Annotated in this window: 15 protein-coding genes; 6 read left to right on the forward strand and 9 right to left on the reverse strand. The window is 73.6% G+C overall.

Annotation, left to right across the window (positions count from 1 at the left end; all coding sequences use genetic code 11):
• Positions 1-398: 398 nt before the first annotated feature.
• From argG to AC3ET3_RS15200, 5 genes are all read right to left on the reverse strand, one after another.
• Positions 399-1847 carry an argininosuccinate synthase gene (argG, locus tag AC3ET3_RS15180; protein ID WP_432136521.1) on the reverse strand — a complete coding sequence of 483 codons (1449 nt, stop codon included), beginning with the start codon at positions 1845-1847 and terminating at the stop codon, positions 399-401.
• A gap of 90 nt (positions 1848-1937) precedes the next feature.
• On the reverse strand, positions 1938-3224 hold the full coding sequence (locus tag AC3ET3_RS15185) for a TIGR04053 family radical SAM/SPASM domain-containing protein (protein ID WP_435612305.1): 1287 nt from the start codon (positions 3222-3224) through the stop codon (positions 1938-1940).
• A gap of 184 nt (positions 3225-3408) precedes the next feature.
• On the reverse strand, positions 3409-3921 hold the full coding sequence (locus AC3ET3_RS15190) for a hypothetical protein (protein ID WP_432136519.1): 513 nt from the start codon (positions 3919-3921) through the stop codon (positions 3409-3411).
• A 71-nt stretch (positions 3922-3992) separates the two neighbouring features.
• The gene (locus tag AC3ET3_RS15195; protein WP_435612306.1) at positions 3993-4265 is read right to left on the reverse strand and encodes a DUF2249 domain-containing protein; all 273 of its coding nucleotides are present in this window, start codon (positions 4263-4265) and stop codon (positions 3993-3995) included.
• Positions 4262-4924, reverse strand: a complete 663-nt coding sequence (locus AC3ET3_RS15200; protein ID WP_432136517.1) for a hemerythrin domain-containing protein — start codon at positions 4922-4924, stop codon at positions 4262-4264. Before AC3ET3_RS15200 ends, AC3ET3_RS15195 begins: the two co-directional genes overlap by 4 nt.
• 455 nt (positions 4925-5379) lie before the next feature.
• Here AC3ET3_RS15200 and epsC point away from each other — a divergent pair, with 455 nt between their 5' ends.
• The 5 genes from epsC to AC3ET3_RS15225 all read left to right on the forward strand — a co-directional run bounded on the left by epsC (position 5380) and on the right by AC3ET3_RS15225 (position 9316).
• The gene (gene epsC, locus AC3ET3_RS15205) at positions 5380-5949 is read left to right on the forward strand and encodes a serine O-acetyltransferase EpsC (RefSeq protein WP_432136516.1); all 570 of its coding nucleotides are present in this window, start codon (positions 5380-5382) and stop codon (positions 5947-5949) included.
• Positions 5946-6878, forward strand: coding sequence for a cysteine synthase A (cysK, locus tag AC3ET3_RS15210; protein ID WP_432136515.1), 933 nt, complete (start codon positions 5946-5948; stop codon positions 6876-6878). The genes epsC and cysK overlap by 4 nt, the downstream gene beginning before the upstream one ends.
• Entirely contained in the window at positions 6875-7540 is a 666-nt protein-coding gene (locus AC3ET3_RS15215; protein WP_432136514.1) for a vitamin K epoxide reductase family protein, read from the forward strand. Before cysK ends, AC3ET3_RS15215 begins: the two co-directional genes overlap by 4 nt.
• A 78-nt stretch (positions 7541-7618) precedes the next feature.
• Positions 7619-8791, forward strand: a complete 1173-nt coding sequence (locus tag AC3ET3_RS15220; protein ID WP_435612307.1) for a YihY/virulence factor BrkB family protein — start codon at positions 7619-7621, stop codon at positions 8789-8791.
• A 9-nt stretch (positions 8792-8800) separates the two neighbouring features.
• Positions 8801-9316, forward strand: a complete 516-nt coding sequence (locus tag AC3ET3_RS15225; protein ID WP_432136512.1) for a molybdenum cofactor biosysynthesis protein — start codon at positions 8801-8803, stop codon at positions 9314-9316.
• Between the two features lie 19 nt (positions 9317-9335).
• Here the strand turns inward: AC3ET3_RS15225 and AC3ET3_RS15230 are convergent, their stop codons facing one another.
• Genes AC3ET3_RS15230 through AC3ET3_RS15240 form a run of 3 tightly spaced genes read right to left on the reverse strand, consistent with a single transcriptional unit; the run spans position 9336 to position 11100 of the window.
• A complete protein-coding gene (locus AC3ET3_RS15230; protein WP_432136511.1) occupies positions 9336-10115 on the reverse strand; it encodes a metallophosphoesterase family protein in 780 nt (259 codons plus the stop codon).
• Complete coding sequence (locus tag AC3ET3_RS15235; protein ID WP_432136510.1) at positions 10112-10399, reverse strand: BON domain-containing protein; 288 nt, start codon at positions 10397-10399, stop codon at positions 10112-10114. The genes AC3ET3_RS15230 and AC3ET3_RS15235 overlap by 4 nt, the downstream gene beginning before the upstream one ends.
• Positions 10396-11100, reverse strand: coding sequence for a nucleotidyltransferase family protein (locus AC3ET3_RS15240; protein ID WP_432136509.1), 705 nt, complete (start codon positions 11098-11100; stop codon positions 10396-10398). Before AC3ET3_RS15240 ends, AC3ET3_RS15235 begins: the two co-directional genes overlap by 4 nt.
• 180 nt (positions 11101-11280) lie before the next feature.
• On the opposite strand from AC3ET3_RS15240, the gene AC3ET3_RS15245 reads away from it, so the two are divergent.
• Positions 11281-12171 carry a trypsin-like serine protease gene (locus AC3ET3_RS15245; RefSeq protein WP_432136508.1) on the forward strand — a complete coding sequence of 297 codons (891 nt, stop codon included), beginning with the start codon at positions 11281-11283 and terminating at the stop codon, positions 12169-12171.
• A 72-nt stretch (positions 12172-12243) separates the two neighbouring features.
• Here AC3ET3_RS15245 and AC3ET3_RS15250 read toward each other — a convergent pair whose 3' ends face one another.
• Positions 12244-14307, reverse strand: a complete 2064-nt coding sequence (locus AC3ET3_RS15250; RefSeq protein WP_432136507.1) for a galactose-binding domain-containing protein — start codon at positions 14305-14307, stop codon at positions 12244-12246.
• Between the last annotated feature and the right edge of the window lie 20 nt (positions 14308-14327).

Raw genomic sequence — 14327 nt, forward strand, 5'->3', positions numbered from 1 at the left:
CGGGACGGCCGTCAGGGTTGCTCGCGAGGCGGACAAGGCGAACAGGCGGCGAGGGGGCGAGGAAGCGGGTGGGGCGGAGAGGTGGGGGCGCGCGACGACCGGCCGGACTTCGGTCGGGCGCGGGGGCGCGATGACCGGCCGAGCTTCGGCCGTGCCGGGCAGGCGACGGGTGCGCACGGCGGCGAGACGGTGCGGGCGGGCGACAGGTGCGCGAGTGGCGAAACGGTGCGGGCGAACGACAGGTACGCGGGTGGTGACACGGTGGGCGGCGAAAGGCACGCGGGGCGGTCGGTCGGTGCGGGCAAGCGCGCGGCCGGGGCCCCGGGAGCGCGCCGACGGGCCCCGGCGGAAGATGTCCGTCGGGGCCCGTCGGCGGTGTCCTGGCCCGGGAGCGGGGGTCAGTCGGTGCCCGACTCCATCGCGGCACGGTCCAGCATGGTCTCCTCGTCGCCGGCCTCGCCGCGGGAGGCGATGGCCTCGGCGCCGCCCGCGGGCATGGAGCCGATGAGGCCGGTGGCGGCGGCCTGGGCGGCACCGATCGGCGTCGGGTGCTCGGTGCCCACCAGGCCGAGGCCCGAGTACTGCTCCAGACGGGCCCGGGAGTCGGCGATGTCCAGGTTGCGCATGGTGAGCTGGCCGATACGGTCGACCGGCCCGAACGCGGAGTCCTCGGTGCGCTCCATGGAGAGCTTGTCGGGGTGGTAGCTGAGCGCGGGGCCGGTGGTGTCGAGGATCGAGTAGTCCTCGCCGCGGCGCAGCCGCAGGGTGACCTCGCCGGTGATCGCGGTGCCGACCCAGCGCTGCAGCGACTCGCGCACCATCAGCGCCTGCGGGTCCAGCCAGCGGCCCTCGTAGAGGAGCCGGCCGAGACGGCGGCCCTCGTTGTGGTAGGCGGCCACGGTGTCCTCGTTGTGGATGGCGTTGACGAGGCGCTCGTAGGCGATGTGCAGCAGCGCCATGCCCGGCGCCTCGTAGATGCCGCGGCTCTTCGCCTCGATGATCCGGTTCTCGATCTGGTCGGACATGCCGAGGCCGTGCCGGCCGCCGATCGCGTTGGCCTCCATGACGAGGTCCACCGCGCTCGCGAACTCCTTGCCGTTCACGGTGACCGGGCGGCCCCGTTCGAAGCCGACCGTCACGTCCTCCGCGGCGATCTCCACCTCGGGGTCCCAGAACCGCACGCCCATGATCGGCTCGACGATCTCGATGCCGGTGTCGAGGTGCTCCAGGGTCTTGGCCTCGTGGGTGGCGCCCCAGATGTTGGCGTCCGTGGAGTACGCCTTCTCCGTCGAGTCCCGGTAGGGCAGCCCGTGGGCGAGCAGCCACTCCGACATCTCCTTGCGGCCGCCCAGCTCGGTGACGAAGTCGGCGTCCAGCCAGGGCTTGTAGATCCGCAGGTGCGGGTTGGCGAGCAGGCCGTAGCGGTAGAACCGCTCGATGTCGTTGCCCTTGAAGGTGGAGCCGTCGCCCCAGATCTGGACCCCGTCCTCCAGCATGGCCCGCACCAGCAGCGTGCCGGTCACGGCGCGCCCGAGCGGAGTGGTGTTGAAGTACGGGCGGCCACCCGACTTGATGTGGAACGCGCCGCAGGCGAGCGCGGCCAGCCCTTCCTCGACCAGCGCGGCCCTGCAGTCGACGAGCCGGGCGATCTCGGCGCCGTAGGCGAAGGCACGCCCGGGCACGGAGGCGATGTCGGGCTCGTCGTACTGGCCGATGTCGGCGGTGTACGTGCACGGGACGGCGCCCTTGTCGCGCATCCAGGCGACGGCGACCGAGGTGTCGAGGCCGCCGGAGAAGGCAATGCCGACGCGCTCGCCGACGGGGAGGGAGGTGAGGACCTTGGACATAGAGAAATTATGCATCACCTCGCATGGTCATGCAACGTCGGGCATGTCGGGGCTCAGGTCGGCCGCCGCGCGGTGACACCGCGGCCGCTCTCAGGACGCCGGCCCGATCCTCCCTCCGGCCCGGTCGGCGCCCGCGTTGTCGACCCCCGCCCTGGCAATGCCCGCCCCGCCGGTGCCCGTCCTCGGTGTGTGGTCCAGAAGGGCGGCCAGTTCCCACTGGTACGGGAAGGACCCCGGCTGGTAGCCGCACCACGGTTCCTCGGCGTAGGGGTCGCCGGTCACGCCGTACGCGCGGGAGCGGGAGCCGCCGCAGATCCGGCGGAACTCGCACGTCCCGCACCGGCCGCCCAGCCGGTCGGCATCGCGCAACCCGGTGAACAGGGCCGACGTCCGGTAGATCTCCGGCAGCGGGGTGCGGCGGACGTCGCCGGCGCCGAGCGGCAGGAAACCGCTGGGATGCACCGTGCCGGTGTGGGAGACGAAGACGAAACCGCGCCCGGCGTTGACGTCCAGCGGTGGGCGCCGGACCCGCCGTCCGCCCTCGTGGAGGCCGAGTTCGGCCGCGCGGGCGGTCAACTCCCGGTACAGCGGCCCGAGTCGCAGCGCGGCGACATGGTCCTCGCCGGCGTCCGCGAGGATCCTGCGCTGGAGGGCGACCCGGCGGAAGTGATGGGCCTCGGTGGTCTTGGCGGGCACCGTCGTGCCGACGTCGTGGACGAAGTTCAGGACGTCCTCGGTCTCGGCGGGGGTGAGGAGTCCGAGCTGCCTGCCCCGTCCGGTGGGCACCAGGAAGAAGGCGCTCCACAGCATCGCCCCGTGCTCGCGGACGAGCCGGACGACGTCCGGCAGGTCGCGCAGGTTGCGCCGGGTGACGGTGGTGTTGATCTGGACCTTCATGCCGAGGGCGCGGGCGGCGTCCCAGGCGTCGAGGGTCCAGCGGTAGACGCCCGGAACCCCGCGGAAGCCGTCGTGCAGCTCGGCGGTGGAGCCGTCCAGGCTCAGTGACAGTCCGACCGCGCCCGCGTCGTGCACGGCCCGCAGCCGCTCGGGAGTGAGGGTGGGCGTCCCCGAGGGCGAGACGGCGACCCGGACGCCGGCCTGTTCGCCGTGGGAGATCAGCTCCTCCAGGTCGGGCCGTTGGAAGGGGTCGCCGCCGGTGATGACGAAGAGGGGTGCGGGGTGGCCGAATGCCGCCACCTGGTGCAGCAGGTCCTTGGCGGCCGCGGTGTCCAGTTCGCGCGGGTCGCGGTCGGGCACGGCTTCGGCGCGGCAGTGCAGACAGGCCAGGGGGCACGCCCGGGTGGACTCCCAGATCACGATGAACGGCTTCGCCCCGACGTCCTGGTGCTGCCGTCGCACCACGCGTACGGCGCTCATCGGGGCCTCCGTGCGGGGCAGCGGTCGGGGGTGCGTCCGGCCGCCGGCGAGTCGGGGCAGACCGTCCGGGCGCCCGGACGGTGACCGGACCGGGCCGCGCGGCGGAGCCGCCCGGCGCAGGGTCGGCGGAAAGGGCCGGCCGGTCGGCCGTCGCGTTCGTGCACCTCGTACACCTCCGGTCCGGTCACGGTCGCCGCGGGCCGGCGCCCAGCGCGTCGGCGGTGACCAGCAGGGCGGCGCCCACCCCGGTGAGCAGCGTGCCGAGGCCGGTGACCAGGGTGGTCAGGTGCCATGCCTGATAGGCGGAGAGCAGGGAGCCGCGCAGCGTCTCGCCCATGAAGGCGGTCTGGCGCAGTTTCGTCAGCTTCTCGTCGTCACCGCCGCTCGCGAAGAGTTCGTCGGTGATCTCGGCGTAGGTGCGGCCGCCGGTGGCGTGCGCCAGATGGTCCTTGATCAGTTCGGCGTAGGCGTGGGCCTGCGGGCCGGTCTCCACGGCGGCACCGGCGTGCCGGGCGAGCTGCGCGGGCAGCCCGGTGTCCGGGAAGGTGATCCGCTGTGCGGCGAGTTCGCCGCGGATCTCCTTGCGGCCGCCACGGCCGCGTACGACCATGACGGGCCCGGCAGCCAGCAGGGCGGCTCCGACGCCGGTGACGACGCCGGTGAACAGGGCGGCGTTCCGGCGGGGGGCACCATTCATGACGGGTCTTCCTTCGGTACGGGGGTGGGTGGGCGGGCGGACGCCGGTCAGTGGTGGCTGAGCGGCGTCCGTCAGGTCTCGGGGCCGCGCTGGAGGTCTTCCACGGCGAACGCGTCCGGCCGGCGGTCCTCGACCTGCGCGAGCAGCGGCGTCGGGTCGTGCGGGGCGACGAGCGCCATCGGCCGGCCGGCCTGCACGGCGTCCAGGGCGCCGACGACGACGGCGGCGTGACGCCGGGCGTGGGCCACCTCGCCCACGTCCGGTTCGGGCCCCGCCTCCTCGTCGGCGCCGCCGCCGCGGTCACAGGCTGCGCCGCAGCCGCCCCGGGTGTCCAGGTGCCTCACGGGGCCTCCTCCTTGGCGCCGACACGGTTCCCGGCGTGCTGACCGGCGTCGTGACGGTGGTCCTGGCCGGCGCCGTGGCCGGCGCCGTGGCCGGCGTCATGGCCGGCGCCGTGGTCGTCCTCGTGACCGGCGCCCCGGTGGCCGTTGACGCCGTGTCCGGCGGCGTGGGGGCCGTCGAGGGTGCCGAGCCGGTCGTCGGCCTCGGCGAGCAGGGCGGCCAGCGAGACGTCGGGGGCCATGGCGAGCAGGGACAGCAGCAGGCCGTTCTCCTTGGCGGCGTGCTCCTCGTACAGCACCTGCAGGGCGCGCGCGTCGGCCGCCGCGGCCGGGCCGGACGCGGAGCGCAGCGCGTCGGTGAGGGCGGTGAGGCAGCGGTGTTCCGCGACCAGGGCCTCGATCAGCAGACGGGCGGCCGGAAGGCGGTACGCCGCCGGGTAGAGGACCGTTTCCTCGGCGGCGGCGTGCGGCAGGAGATCGCGGTCGCAGAAGGTCACGAGACCGGCTCTCAGGGACTCGGCGGCGAGCGGGTCGCGGTCCGCGGCGGTGAGCAGCAGGGCGACACGTCCCGCCAGTTCGGCCGCCAGCCGGGCGTGGTGGGCCTCGGCGGCGGCGAGGGCGGTGGCGTCCTCCGCGGCCGAGGCGAGGGTCAGAGCGCTCAAGGTCGTGGCTCCAGCGGTTCCGGGCCGGTGCTGGACCGGCAGGTGCGGGGCGCCGGCCGCCGCCCGGCCGGACGCCGACCGGGCGGGGAGCACACCGTGCCCGCTGCGACCGCCGGTACGGGAGAGGGCGGCCGGTCCGCGGGGTGCGGCTGTCCGTGTCGCTCCCCGCCGGTCAGAAGTCAGCATCGCCGGGCCGCGGAGGGCGGCGCCTGGGCCGTACGGGCCCGACCGCCCCGCTCGGGGGCCCTGGATCACGGCTCCGCGCAGGGCCCGACGGCCGCCCGAGCCGGGACGTACGGCCCAGGCGCCGACGCCCGCCACCCGTCTAGCGTCCGGCCCCATGGATCACGGCCGCTTTCCGGACGCCCGGGCCGGCCGCGCCCGGTCCGGGCCGGTCCGCGTCCCGCGGACGGGGCGGCCGTACGCGCCCGGCAGACGCCGGAGAAAGACGCCACATGCTGCTCGAAGACCTCCGGACCGCCTGCCGCAAGGACCCGGCACTGCACGGCGCGCACGTCGTCGAGGCCCTGCTCTACCCGGGGTTGTGGGCGATCTGGGCGCACCGGGTCGCACACCGCCTGCACCGGGCCGGTGTGCCGCTGCTGCCCCGCCTGATCTCCCAGGTCTCGCGAGGGCTCACCGGTGTCGAGATCCATCCCGGTGCCGTCATCGGGCGGCGCTGCTTCATCGACCACGGCATGGGGGTCGTGATCGGCGAGACGGCGGTCGTCGGCGACGACGTGATGCTGTACCACCGGGTCACCCTGGGTGGCACCGGCTGGTGGGCGGACACTCCGGGCGCCCGGCGCCACCCGGTCGTCGGCGACCGGGTGGTGCTCGGTGTCGGCGCCAGCGTGCTCGGGCCGGTGCGTGTCGGGCACGACACCGTCGTCGGCGCGCACGCGCTCGTGCTGCGTGACGTCCCCGCCCACTCCCGTGTCCGCGTCGCACCGCCGGACGTGGTCACCCGCTCCCGCGGCGCCGCCGCGGTCCCCGTCCAGGAACAGAAGGAAGTACGACCGTGAGTGCTCCCCAGCCATCGATCCACCCCTCGGTCACGGCGCTGATCGGCCGCACGCCCCTGGTGGCCCTGCGCCGGTACGGCGGGGACCTGCCGGTGCGGCTGGTCGCCAAGCTGGAGTCCGCCAACCCCGGCGGCAGCGTCAAGGACCGGATCGCCCTCGGCATGATCGAGGACGCCGAGGCCACGGGAGCACTGCGTCCCGGGCAACGGATCATCGAGGCGACCAGTGGCAACACCGGTGTCGGGCTGGCGATGGTGGCGGCGGCCAAGGGGTACGACGTCACCTTCACGATGCCGGAGAGCATGAGCGTGGAGCGGCGGGCGCTGCTGGCCGCGTACGGGGCGGAGCTGATCCTGACGCCGGCCGCCGAGGGCATGACGGGGTCGGTGGCGCGCGCCACCGACCTGGCGGAGCGTCACGGCTGGTTCATGCCGCGGCAGTTCGACAACCCGGCCAACCCGGACGCCCACCGCCGGACCACCGCGCAGGAGATCTGGCAGGACACCGCCGGGGAGGTCGACGTCCTGGTGGCCGGGGTCGGCACGGGCGGGACGGTGACCGGCGTCGGGCAGGTGCTGAAGGAGAAGAAGCCCGAGGTCACGGTGGTGGCGGTGGAACCGGCCGAGTCGGCGGTGCTGTCCGGCGGTTCAGCGGGCCCGCATCGCGTCCAGGGCCTGGGGGCCGGCTTCGTCCCGGCCGTCCTGGACGTGTCCGCCTACGACGCGGTCCACCGGACGTCGCTGTCCCAGGCGCAGGCCGAGGCGCGTCGGCTGGCGCGCACCGAGGGCATCCTCGTCGGGGTGTCGGGCGGTGCCGCACTGCACGCCGCCCGCACGGTCGCGGCGTACCCGCGGCATGAGGGCGCGCTGGTCGTGGTGGTGCTGCCGGACACCGGGGAGCGCTACCTCAGCACGGACCTGTTCGCGTGAGCGGCGCCGACCGCGGGGGACTCGTGGAGATCGCGGGAAGCGTGCCGTCAGCCGGGCGGGCCGCGCCGGACGGCACGGGGCCGGGCCGGCGCATGGGTGTGCTGCTGACGGTGACCGGCGTCATCGGTCTGCTGGCCTCGTTCCGGCTCGCCGTCGACGACTGGCATGTGCTCAAGGACCCGGCGTACCAGCCGTCCTGTGACATCTCCCCGGTGGTGGGCTGCGGCAGCGCCATGGCCAGCCCACAGGGCAACCTGCTGGGCTTTCCCAATATGCTGCTGGGTATCGCGGCCTTCGCCGTGGTCGTCGCCCTCGGGGTGGCCCTGCTCACCGGGTCACGGCTGCACCGGGCGGTGTGGCTGGGGCTGAACGGCGGTGCGCTGGCCGGGGTGGTGTTCACGCACTGGCTGATCCAGCAGTCGCTGTTCGAGCTGGGCCGGCTGTGCCCGTACTGCGCCGTCGTCTGGACCGTCACGATCGCCCTGTTCTGGTACGTCACGCTGCGCAACCTCAAGCACGGGGTCCTCCCCGTCCCGCCGCGCGGCCGGGCCGCGCTGTCGCTGGTGCTGGAGTCGCACGCGCTGTTGCTGGCCGCCTGGTACGGCCTGATCGTCATCTGCGTCCTCACCCGCTTCTGGAGCTACTGGAGCGGGCTGCTGTGACCGGCCGTCGGCGTGCGCGGGCGCGACCGCCGCCGCGGCGGTCTGCTTGAGACGGCATCGAGGGGTTACCCGGGGCGCATGACCAGGCTACTCAGACTCGGACACCGGCACGACGAGGACGAACGCGCCCGGGAACGTCCCGCGGACGAGCCCGCAGCCGAGCGTGCCGCTGCCACGGACGAGGGCGCTCCGCCTTCCGCGGACGCCGAGGAACGCACCGGCCACGGGGACGCCGACGATCGGTACGGCCCGGGCGAGGACGTCGAGGAGGCCGCGCCGGACACGCCGACCAGGCTGCCCAAGGGGGCCTGGGGCAAGGCGGTCAAGGGCTCGCTGCGGGAGTTCAAGGACGACGAGCTGACCGACCGCGCGGCGGCGCTCACGTACTACAGCGTGCTCTCGCTGTTCCCGGCGCTGCTGGTGCTGGTCTCCCTGCTCGGCATGACCGGCAGGTCCACGACGGACAAGGTGCTGGACAACCTGAAGGAACTCACGCCCGGCGCGGCGCAGGACATCCTGACGCGGGCCGTGCAGCAGTTGCAGGGCAACGCCGGTGTCGGTTCCGTGATGGCGATCGTCGGCCTGGTGCTGGCCGTGTGGTCGGCGTCCGGCTATGTGGCGGCCTTCATCCGTTCCGCCAACGCGGTGTACGACATGCCCGAGGGACGGCCGGTGTGGAAGGTCCTGCCCGTCCGCGTCGCGGTGACCGTCGTACTGATGGTCCTGGCGGTCCTCAGCGCACTGATCGTGGTCTTCACCGGCGGCATCGCCCGTCAGGCCGGCACGGCGCTCGGCATCGGCGACACCGCGCTCACCGTCTGGTCGATCGCCAAGTGGCCGGTGCTCGTGCTGCTGGTCACCGTCATGATCGCGATCTTGTACTGGGCTACGCCGAACACCAAGGTCAAGGGCTTCCGGTGGATCACACCGGGCAGTCTGCTCGCGCTGCTGATCTGGATGGTGGCCTCCGCCGGGTTCGCCTTCTACGTCGCGAACTTCGGCTCGTACAACAAGACGTACGGCACGATGGCCGGTGTCATCGTCTTCCTGGTGTGGCTGTGGATCAGCAACCTGGCCATCCTGCTGGGCCTGGAGTTCGACGCGGAGATCGCCCGTCAGCGGGCCGTCGCCGGGGGCTACCCGCCCGACGCGGAGCCGTACACCGAGCCCCGGGACACCACGAAGTGGGACGACGAGGACCGGCGGCGCATGGACCGCACCGACGGGGCCTGGCCGACCGCGCCCGCCTAGGGTGGGTGCATGACACAGGTGGAGGTCGTGCAGCTGCTGGTCTCGCCGTCGCACCGGTTCGCGGGGCGTCCCGCCGACGGCCCGGCGGCGGGACCGGACGACGAGCGGGTGGACCGGGTGGAAGTGCGCGAGGGGCTGGGGTTGGTCGGGGACCGCTACTTCGGACGGCCGGCACACGCGGACGCGTCCGTGACCCTGATGGCGGCGGAGCGTCTTCCGGCGGATCTCGCGCCGGGCGTCGACCTGCGGCACACCCGCCGCAACGTGCTGCTGCGGGGCGTCGACATCGACGCGTACGTGGGGCGCACCGTGTCACTGGACTGCGGCGGCGGTCCGGTGCTGCTGTCCGTGAACCGCCCGGCCCGGCCGTGCGCGTGGATGGACGCCACCATCGGGCCAGGAGCGCAGCGTGCGCTGCGGGGCGGAGGCGGGGTGCGGTGCAGGCCGTTGTCGGGCGGTGTGCTCCGCGTCGGCACGGCCCTCTTCGAGGTCGTCGGCACGTCGGCGCGGGGTGCGGGCGGCTGAGGACCGCGGTGCGGGGCGGTCAGGGGCGCCTCGGACGCCCGCCGTCGGGGGCGTCGGTGCCGTCGGCGGTGGCGTCGGTGTGGAGGCGGTAGACGTGGAAGGCCCGGCCGATGACCGGCTGGGCAACGTTGCGGACCCGCACCCCGCCGCTCGTCATGCCGTGTTCGGTCCCCCGGTGGGCGTGCCCGTGCACGGCGAGGTCGGCGCCGGCGGTGTCGATCGCCTCCGCGAGCAGGTAGCTGCCGAGGAACGGATAGATCTCCAGGGGTTCCCCGGCCAACGTGTCGGCGACCGGCGAGAAGTGGGTGAGCGCGATCCGCGCGTCGCAGTCCCGCTCCCGCAGTTCCTCCAGGGCCTCGCGCAGTCCGTCGGCGCGGCGGCGCGAGTAGGCCACGAACTCCTTCATGACGGGCTCGCCGAACTCGCCCGCGCAGCGTCCGACGAAGCCGCCGCCGAAACCCTTGGTGCCGGCCACACCGACCCGGGTGCCGTCGGCGCACGTCACCACGGTGGCCTGGCCCTCCAGCACCTGGGCGCCCGCTTCGCCGAGCAGGGCGGTGACCTCGTCGGGGTGACCACCGTGGTGGTCGTGATTGCCGAGCACCGCGACGACGGGTACCGGCAGGTCCTTGATCTCGCGGGCCACGACCTCGGCCTCCGGCACGCTGCCGTGCCGGGTCAGGTCACCGGCCAGCAGCAACAGGTCGGCGCACTCGCCGAGGGTGTCGAAGGAGGGGCGGAGCAGCCCCTGGCTGTCCGGGCCCATGTGGATGTCACCGACGGCCGCGACTCGGATCACGACAGTTCCTCCGCGTGGTCGGGGGCGCCGGCGTCCGCCACGCAGACGTCGCTGTGGACGTCGATGCCCGCCAGTTCCTCACGGGCGAGGTTCAGCACGGCGTCACGGCACTCGGTCGTGGGCACCGTGCCCGACAGCAGGACCACGTCGCCGTGCACGTCGACGTGGACGCCGAGTTCGCCGAGCGGGCCGCCGGCCAGCCGCTCACCGAGACGGGCGACACGGTAGTCGAGGCCGCGCGGCGGCGGCTGGGTCCCCGGGTACCGAGGGTGGTGGCCGGTCATGACGGCTCCTGCGGCGGGGCGACGATGTCCAGCCGCTCCAGCAGGAAGAGGAAAGCGGCCGGCATGGGCTCCCGCCCGCAGCGCCGCCGTACGTCCGCCCAGTCGACCTTCTCCCGCAGCGCCCGGGCGACGGGCAGCGCGGCGCCGAAGTCGCAGTGGTGCTCGGAGAACGCGGCCAGCAGGCTCCACACCAGGTCGGTCGGGGCGAGAACGGGCATGTGCACCGAATCGACGGGCAGGTCGTGCGCGCGGTCCAGCAGCTCCGGGGTGACGGGATGGTGGGCCAGCTCGAAGATGAAGTCGATCTCCTGGCCGAAGCAGGTCGCCTTCAGCAGCCAGTCCTCCGGCGGCACCCGCACGTCGAGGCCCGCCTCCCGCAGGGTGGCGGTGACAGCGTCGGCGTCCTCGCGCAGGACACAGAAGTCGGCGTCGTGACGGAGGCTGGAGTTGCCGCCGTGCGCGTACACGGCGACGCTGCCGGCCACGGCGAACCGGTGGCCGTTGCGCTTGAGCAGGCTGCCGACCTGCTTCGCGGCCTCCAGGATGGCCTGGGTGCGGTCTCCCGCCGGGGCGTCGGGGGCGGGCGCCGGGAGCTGCGGCCCGCCAGGGGGTGCCAGCGGGTCGGGGGTCTTTGTCGCCAGGCGAAGGTCCGGCGTGGTACTGCCACGGGGCAGCGACGTCCCCTCACCGCTGTGCGCCATGAGCCCTCCGCTCTCCGTGGCGGCCCCGTCGGCCGCCATCCGGCCCGGGTACCCCGGTGGCGCCGCCGCCACACCGTGCGCCGGACCGGGCACCCTTGTGGCGTACCACCGGGAGGGGATTCAATGCGGCTCACCTCCCACAGGAGAACACCCGTCCCACACCTGCCGAAGGGGTTCTTCTTGACTGCCGTACGCGCCCGAGCCGCCACCGCGGCCACCGCCGTCACCGCTGCCGTCTGCGCCGCCGTGCTCGCCACCGCGCTGCCCGCCTCCGCGATCAACTCCTACAACGCCACACCCGCCCCCGAACGCACCGAGGTCGGCGCTCTCGTGGCGACCTGGGATCACGACGACGACCCGGCGACGCCGGACCGGGTCGACTGGGTCTGCTCCGGCACCATGGTCGACACCGACACCTTCCTGACCGCGGCGCACTGCACCACGGACTGGCCGGACGGCGTCCGGTTCTACGTCTCCCTCGACCAGGACGTGCAGGCGGGGCTGGACGCGGCGGCTCTGGATCACCCGGGGGACCCGGCCGCGCAGGCGGCGGCCGTAGCCGTCGAGGGCACGGCCCACAGCCATCCCGCGTACCCGGGCCCGGCAGCGGACCCGCACGACATCTCGGTGATCGAGCTGCCGGAGCGGAAGGTGGCGGCCCGCTGGTCCTTCACCCCGGCCGCGCTGCCGGCCGCGGACGAGCTGGGAGCCCTGGGGTCGCGGGGGCTGCGCTCCACGGACTGGACCGTCGCCGGGTACGGCACCCGGGAGGCGGTGAGGGGCCCCGGCGGCCAGACCCACCCGGGCGGCGGGGTGCGGATGAAGGCGCCGGTGACGTTCGACGCGCTGAACGACGCCTGGGTGCGGCTGGCGATGACCGCGCCGCAGGGCAACGGCGGTGCCTGCTACGGGGATTCGGGCGGCCCCAACTACACGGTGATCGGCGGGCGGCGGCTGCTGGCGGCGACGACCGTCACCGGTGACACGCCGTGCTACGCCACCAACGTCGCCTACCGACTGGACACGCCGGGCGCCCGGGCGTTCCTGGCACCGTTCGTGCGGCTGCCGTAGGCGAGCGGGACCGCGCCCGCCCCGCCGACGGCCCCGAGGGGGCGTCGGCGGGGCGGGCGTGGTGACCGGCGGTCAGTCGCTGTGGACGCTCACCTCGTGGAGCGAGTAGCCCCAGTCGGTGCCGCGGGCCAGGCCCTGGACTCGGATGTAGCGGGCCGTGGTGCCGGGGAAGCGGGCGGTGTCGAGGCCGCCGTCGCCGGTGGTGGTGGACCAGACGGTGCGCCAGGTGGTGCCGTCGGTGGACACGTCGATGCGGTACGACCTGCCGTACGCCCGTTCCCAGTCGAGGGTGACGCTGCCGACGCGGTGGGTGGCGCCGAGGTCGACGCGCAGCCACTGGTCGTCGCTCCAGCCGCTGGCCCACCGGGTGCCCCGGTCGCCGTCGACGGCCCGCCCGGGGGCGTAGCTGGTGAACGGGTTCCACTCCGCCGAGCTGGCGGTCGCCGCAGCGCCCCGGGCGAGGTTCGCGGCGGCCTGGTGGTGCTCCGTGCCGCCCCAGGTGTCGAGGTAGGACTCGGCGCCGCGCAGCAGGTCGTCCACCACGCCCTGCCCGCCGACGAGCCGGATGTCCTCGATCCAGTCGGGGATCAGGCCGGCGTGGGCGGCACCGTCGGTGTTGATGTCCCAGGTGCGCTGCCCGGTGGTGAGCCGGTCGACGACGGAGCCGCCGTCGGCACTGCGGAAGGGGTAGGTCACCGGGTTCGTGGTGTCGGCGCCGCGCGGGGCGGGATGGTCGCCGATGCCGTTGAAGTCGGTCCCGTAGCCGTAGCCCACGCCGTACTTGTCGCGCAGTGCCTCGGTGCGCCTCGCCTCCGCGGCGAAGCCCTCGGAGCCGTGCATGTACTGGGCGACGAAGCCGCCGAGGCGGTAGATCCGCTCGGTCCAGTCGAGGTCCATCCAACTGTGCGAGGAGATGACGCCCGGGTAGGACTCGGCCTCCAGGATGTCGAGGACCCGGCCGGTGGCCTTGACGCTCATGTGGTCGATCTCGACCATCATCTTGCGTTTCATCATGCCGCGCAGGGCGTACTCGCCGAGTCCGGTGAGGCCGCGCACGTTGCACCGGGCGCCGTCGTCGTACGCGGGCACCTCGACGCCGGCGGGCAGGGCCTGTTCGGCCTGGGTGGCCGCGGTCAGGCCGATCGGGTTGTCCTTCTGCGGGCCGGTGCACTTCTCGGTCTGCCAGAAGGTGCCGGTGGACAGGAACTGCCCGACGTTGATGGCCGTTCCGAGGCCGCCCGAGTCGAAGCGCACCCCGCACAGGGCGTTGTCGAACTTGTGGCACAGGAACATGCTGCGCACGCCCAGGGCGTAGAGCTCGTCCAGTCCCTTGTCGATGTCGGCCCTGCTGCACTGGGCGATGTCCAGGATCTGCTTGCAGCCGAACGGTTCGGAGGTCTCCACGCCGAGGACGACCGCCAGTTTGCCCTGCTCGATGACCTGGCGTGCCTGGGCGCTGTCGGTGACGATGCGGAACCAGCCCTTGCCGGGGCCGCCGTACATCGTGTCGATGAAGTCCTGCATGTCGTAGGTCAGCTTCGCCTGCAGGCGGATGGAGGTCATCTCGTCGCAGCCGCGGTCCTTGAAGAAGTAGACCGAGCAGATCATGCCGTTGGTGACGAGGTCGTTGACGAGGACCCGCTGGCCGCCGCGCCAGGCGCGCTCGATCCAGGCGTAGTAGTCGGCCTGGTGGGTCATCGAGTCGTACGCGGGCCAGTCCTTGAAGGTGGGCCAGCCGGTCGGGTCGTGGCGGCCGTCGCCGCCGTGGGTGATGTAGTCGAAGACGGCGAGGGTGCCGTCGGGGTAGTGCTCGGGGCAGTCCTTGAGGGCGTCGGCGACTCCGGCGGTGGAGAACGGCCTGCCGCAGATGAGGCGGCCGCCGAAGGCCTCGTTGGACATCAGGTGGTTGTGGGCGTCGACGAAGCCGCGGACGTCTCCGGTGGCGTCGGTGCCGGTGAACGGCTCCCCCGTGACGTCGATCCCGCTGTCGGGAGCGGGCCGGGCGGTGGGGGTCCACCAGTCGGTTCCGGCCGCGGAGCTCGGCGCGGGGCCGAGCACCATGGCCAGGACGAGCAGGAGCAGCGACGTGATGGTGACGTGTCTGCGTCGGCGGTACGGGCGTCCGGCCTGGTTCACTGCCCACGTCCCTCGGTAGG

The sequence above is a fragment of the Streptomyces sp. bgisy159 genome (genome assembly GCF_057707805.1).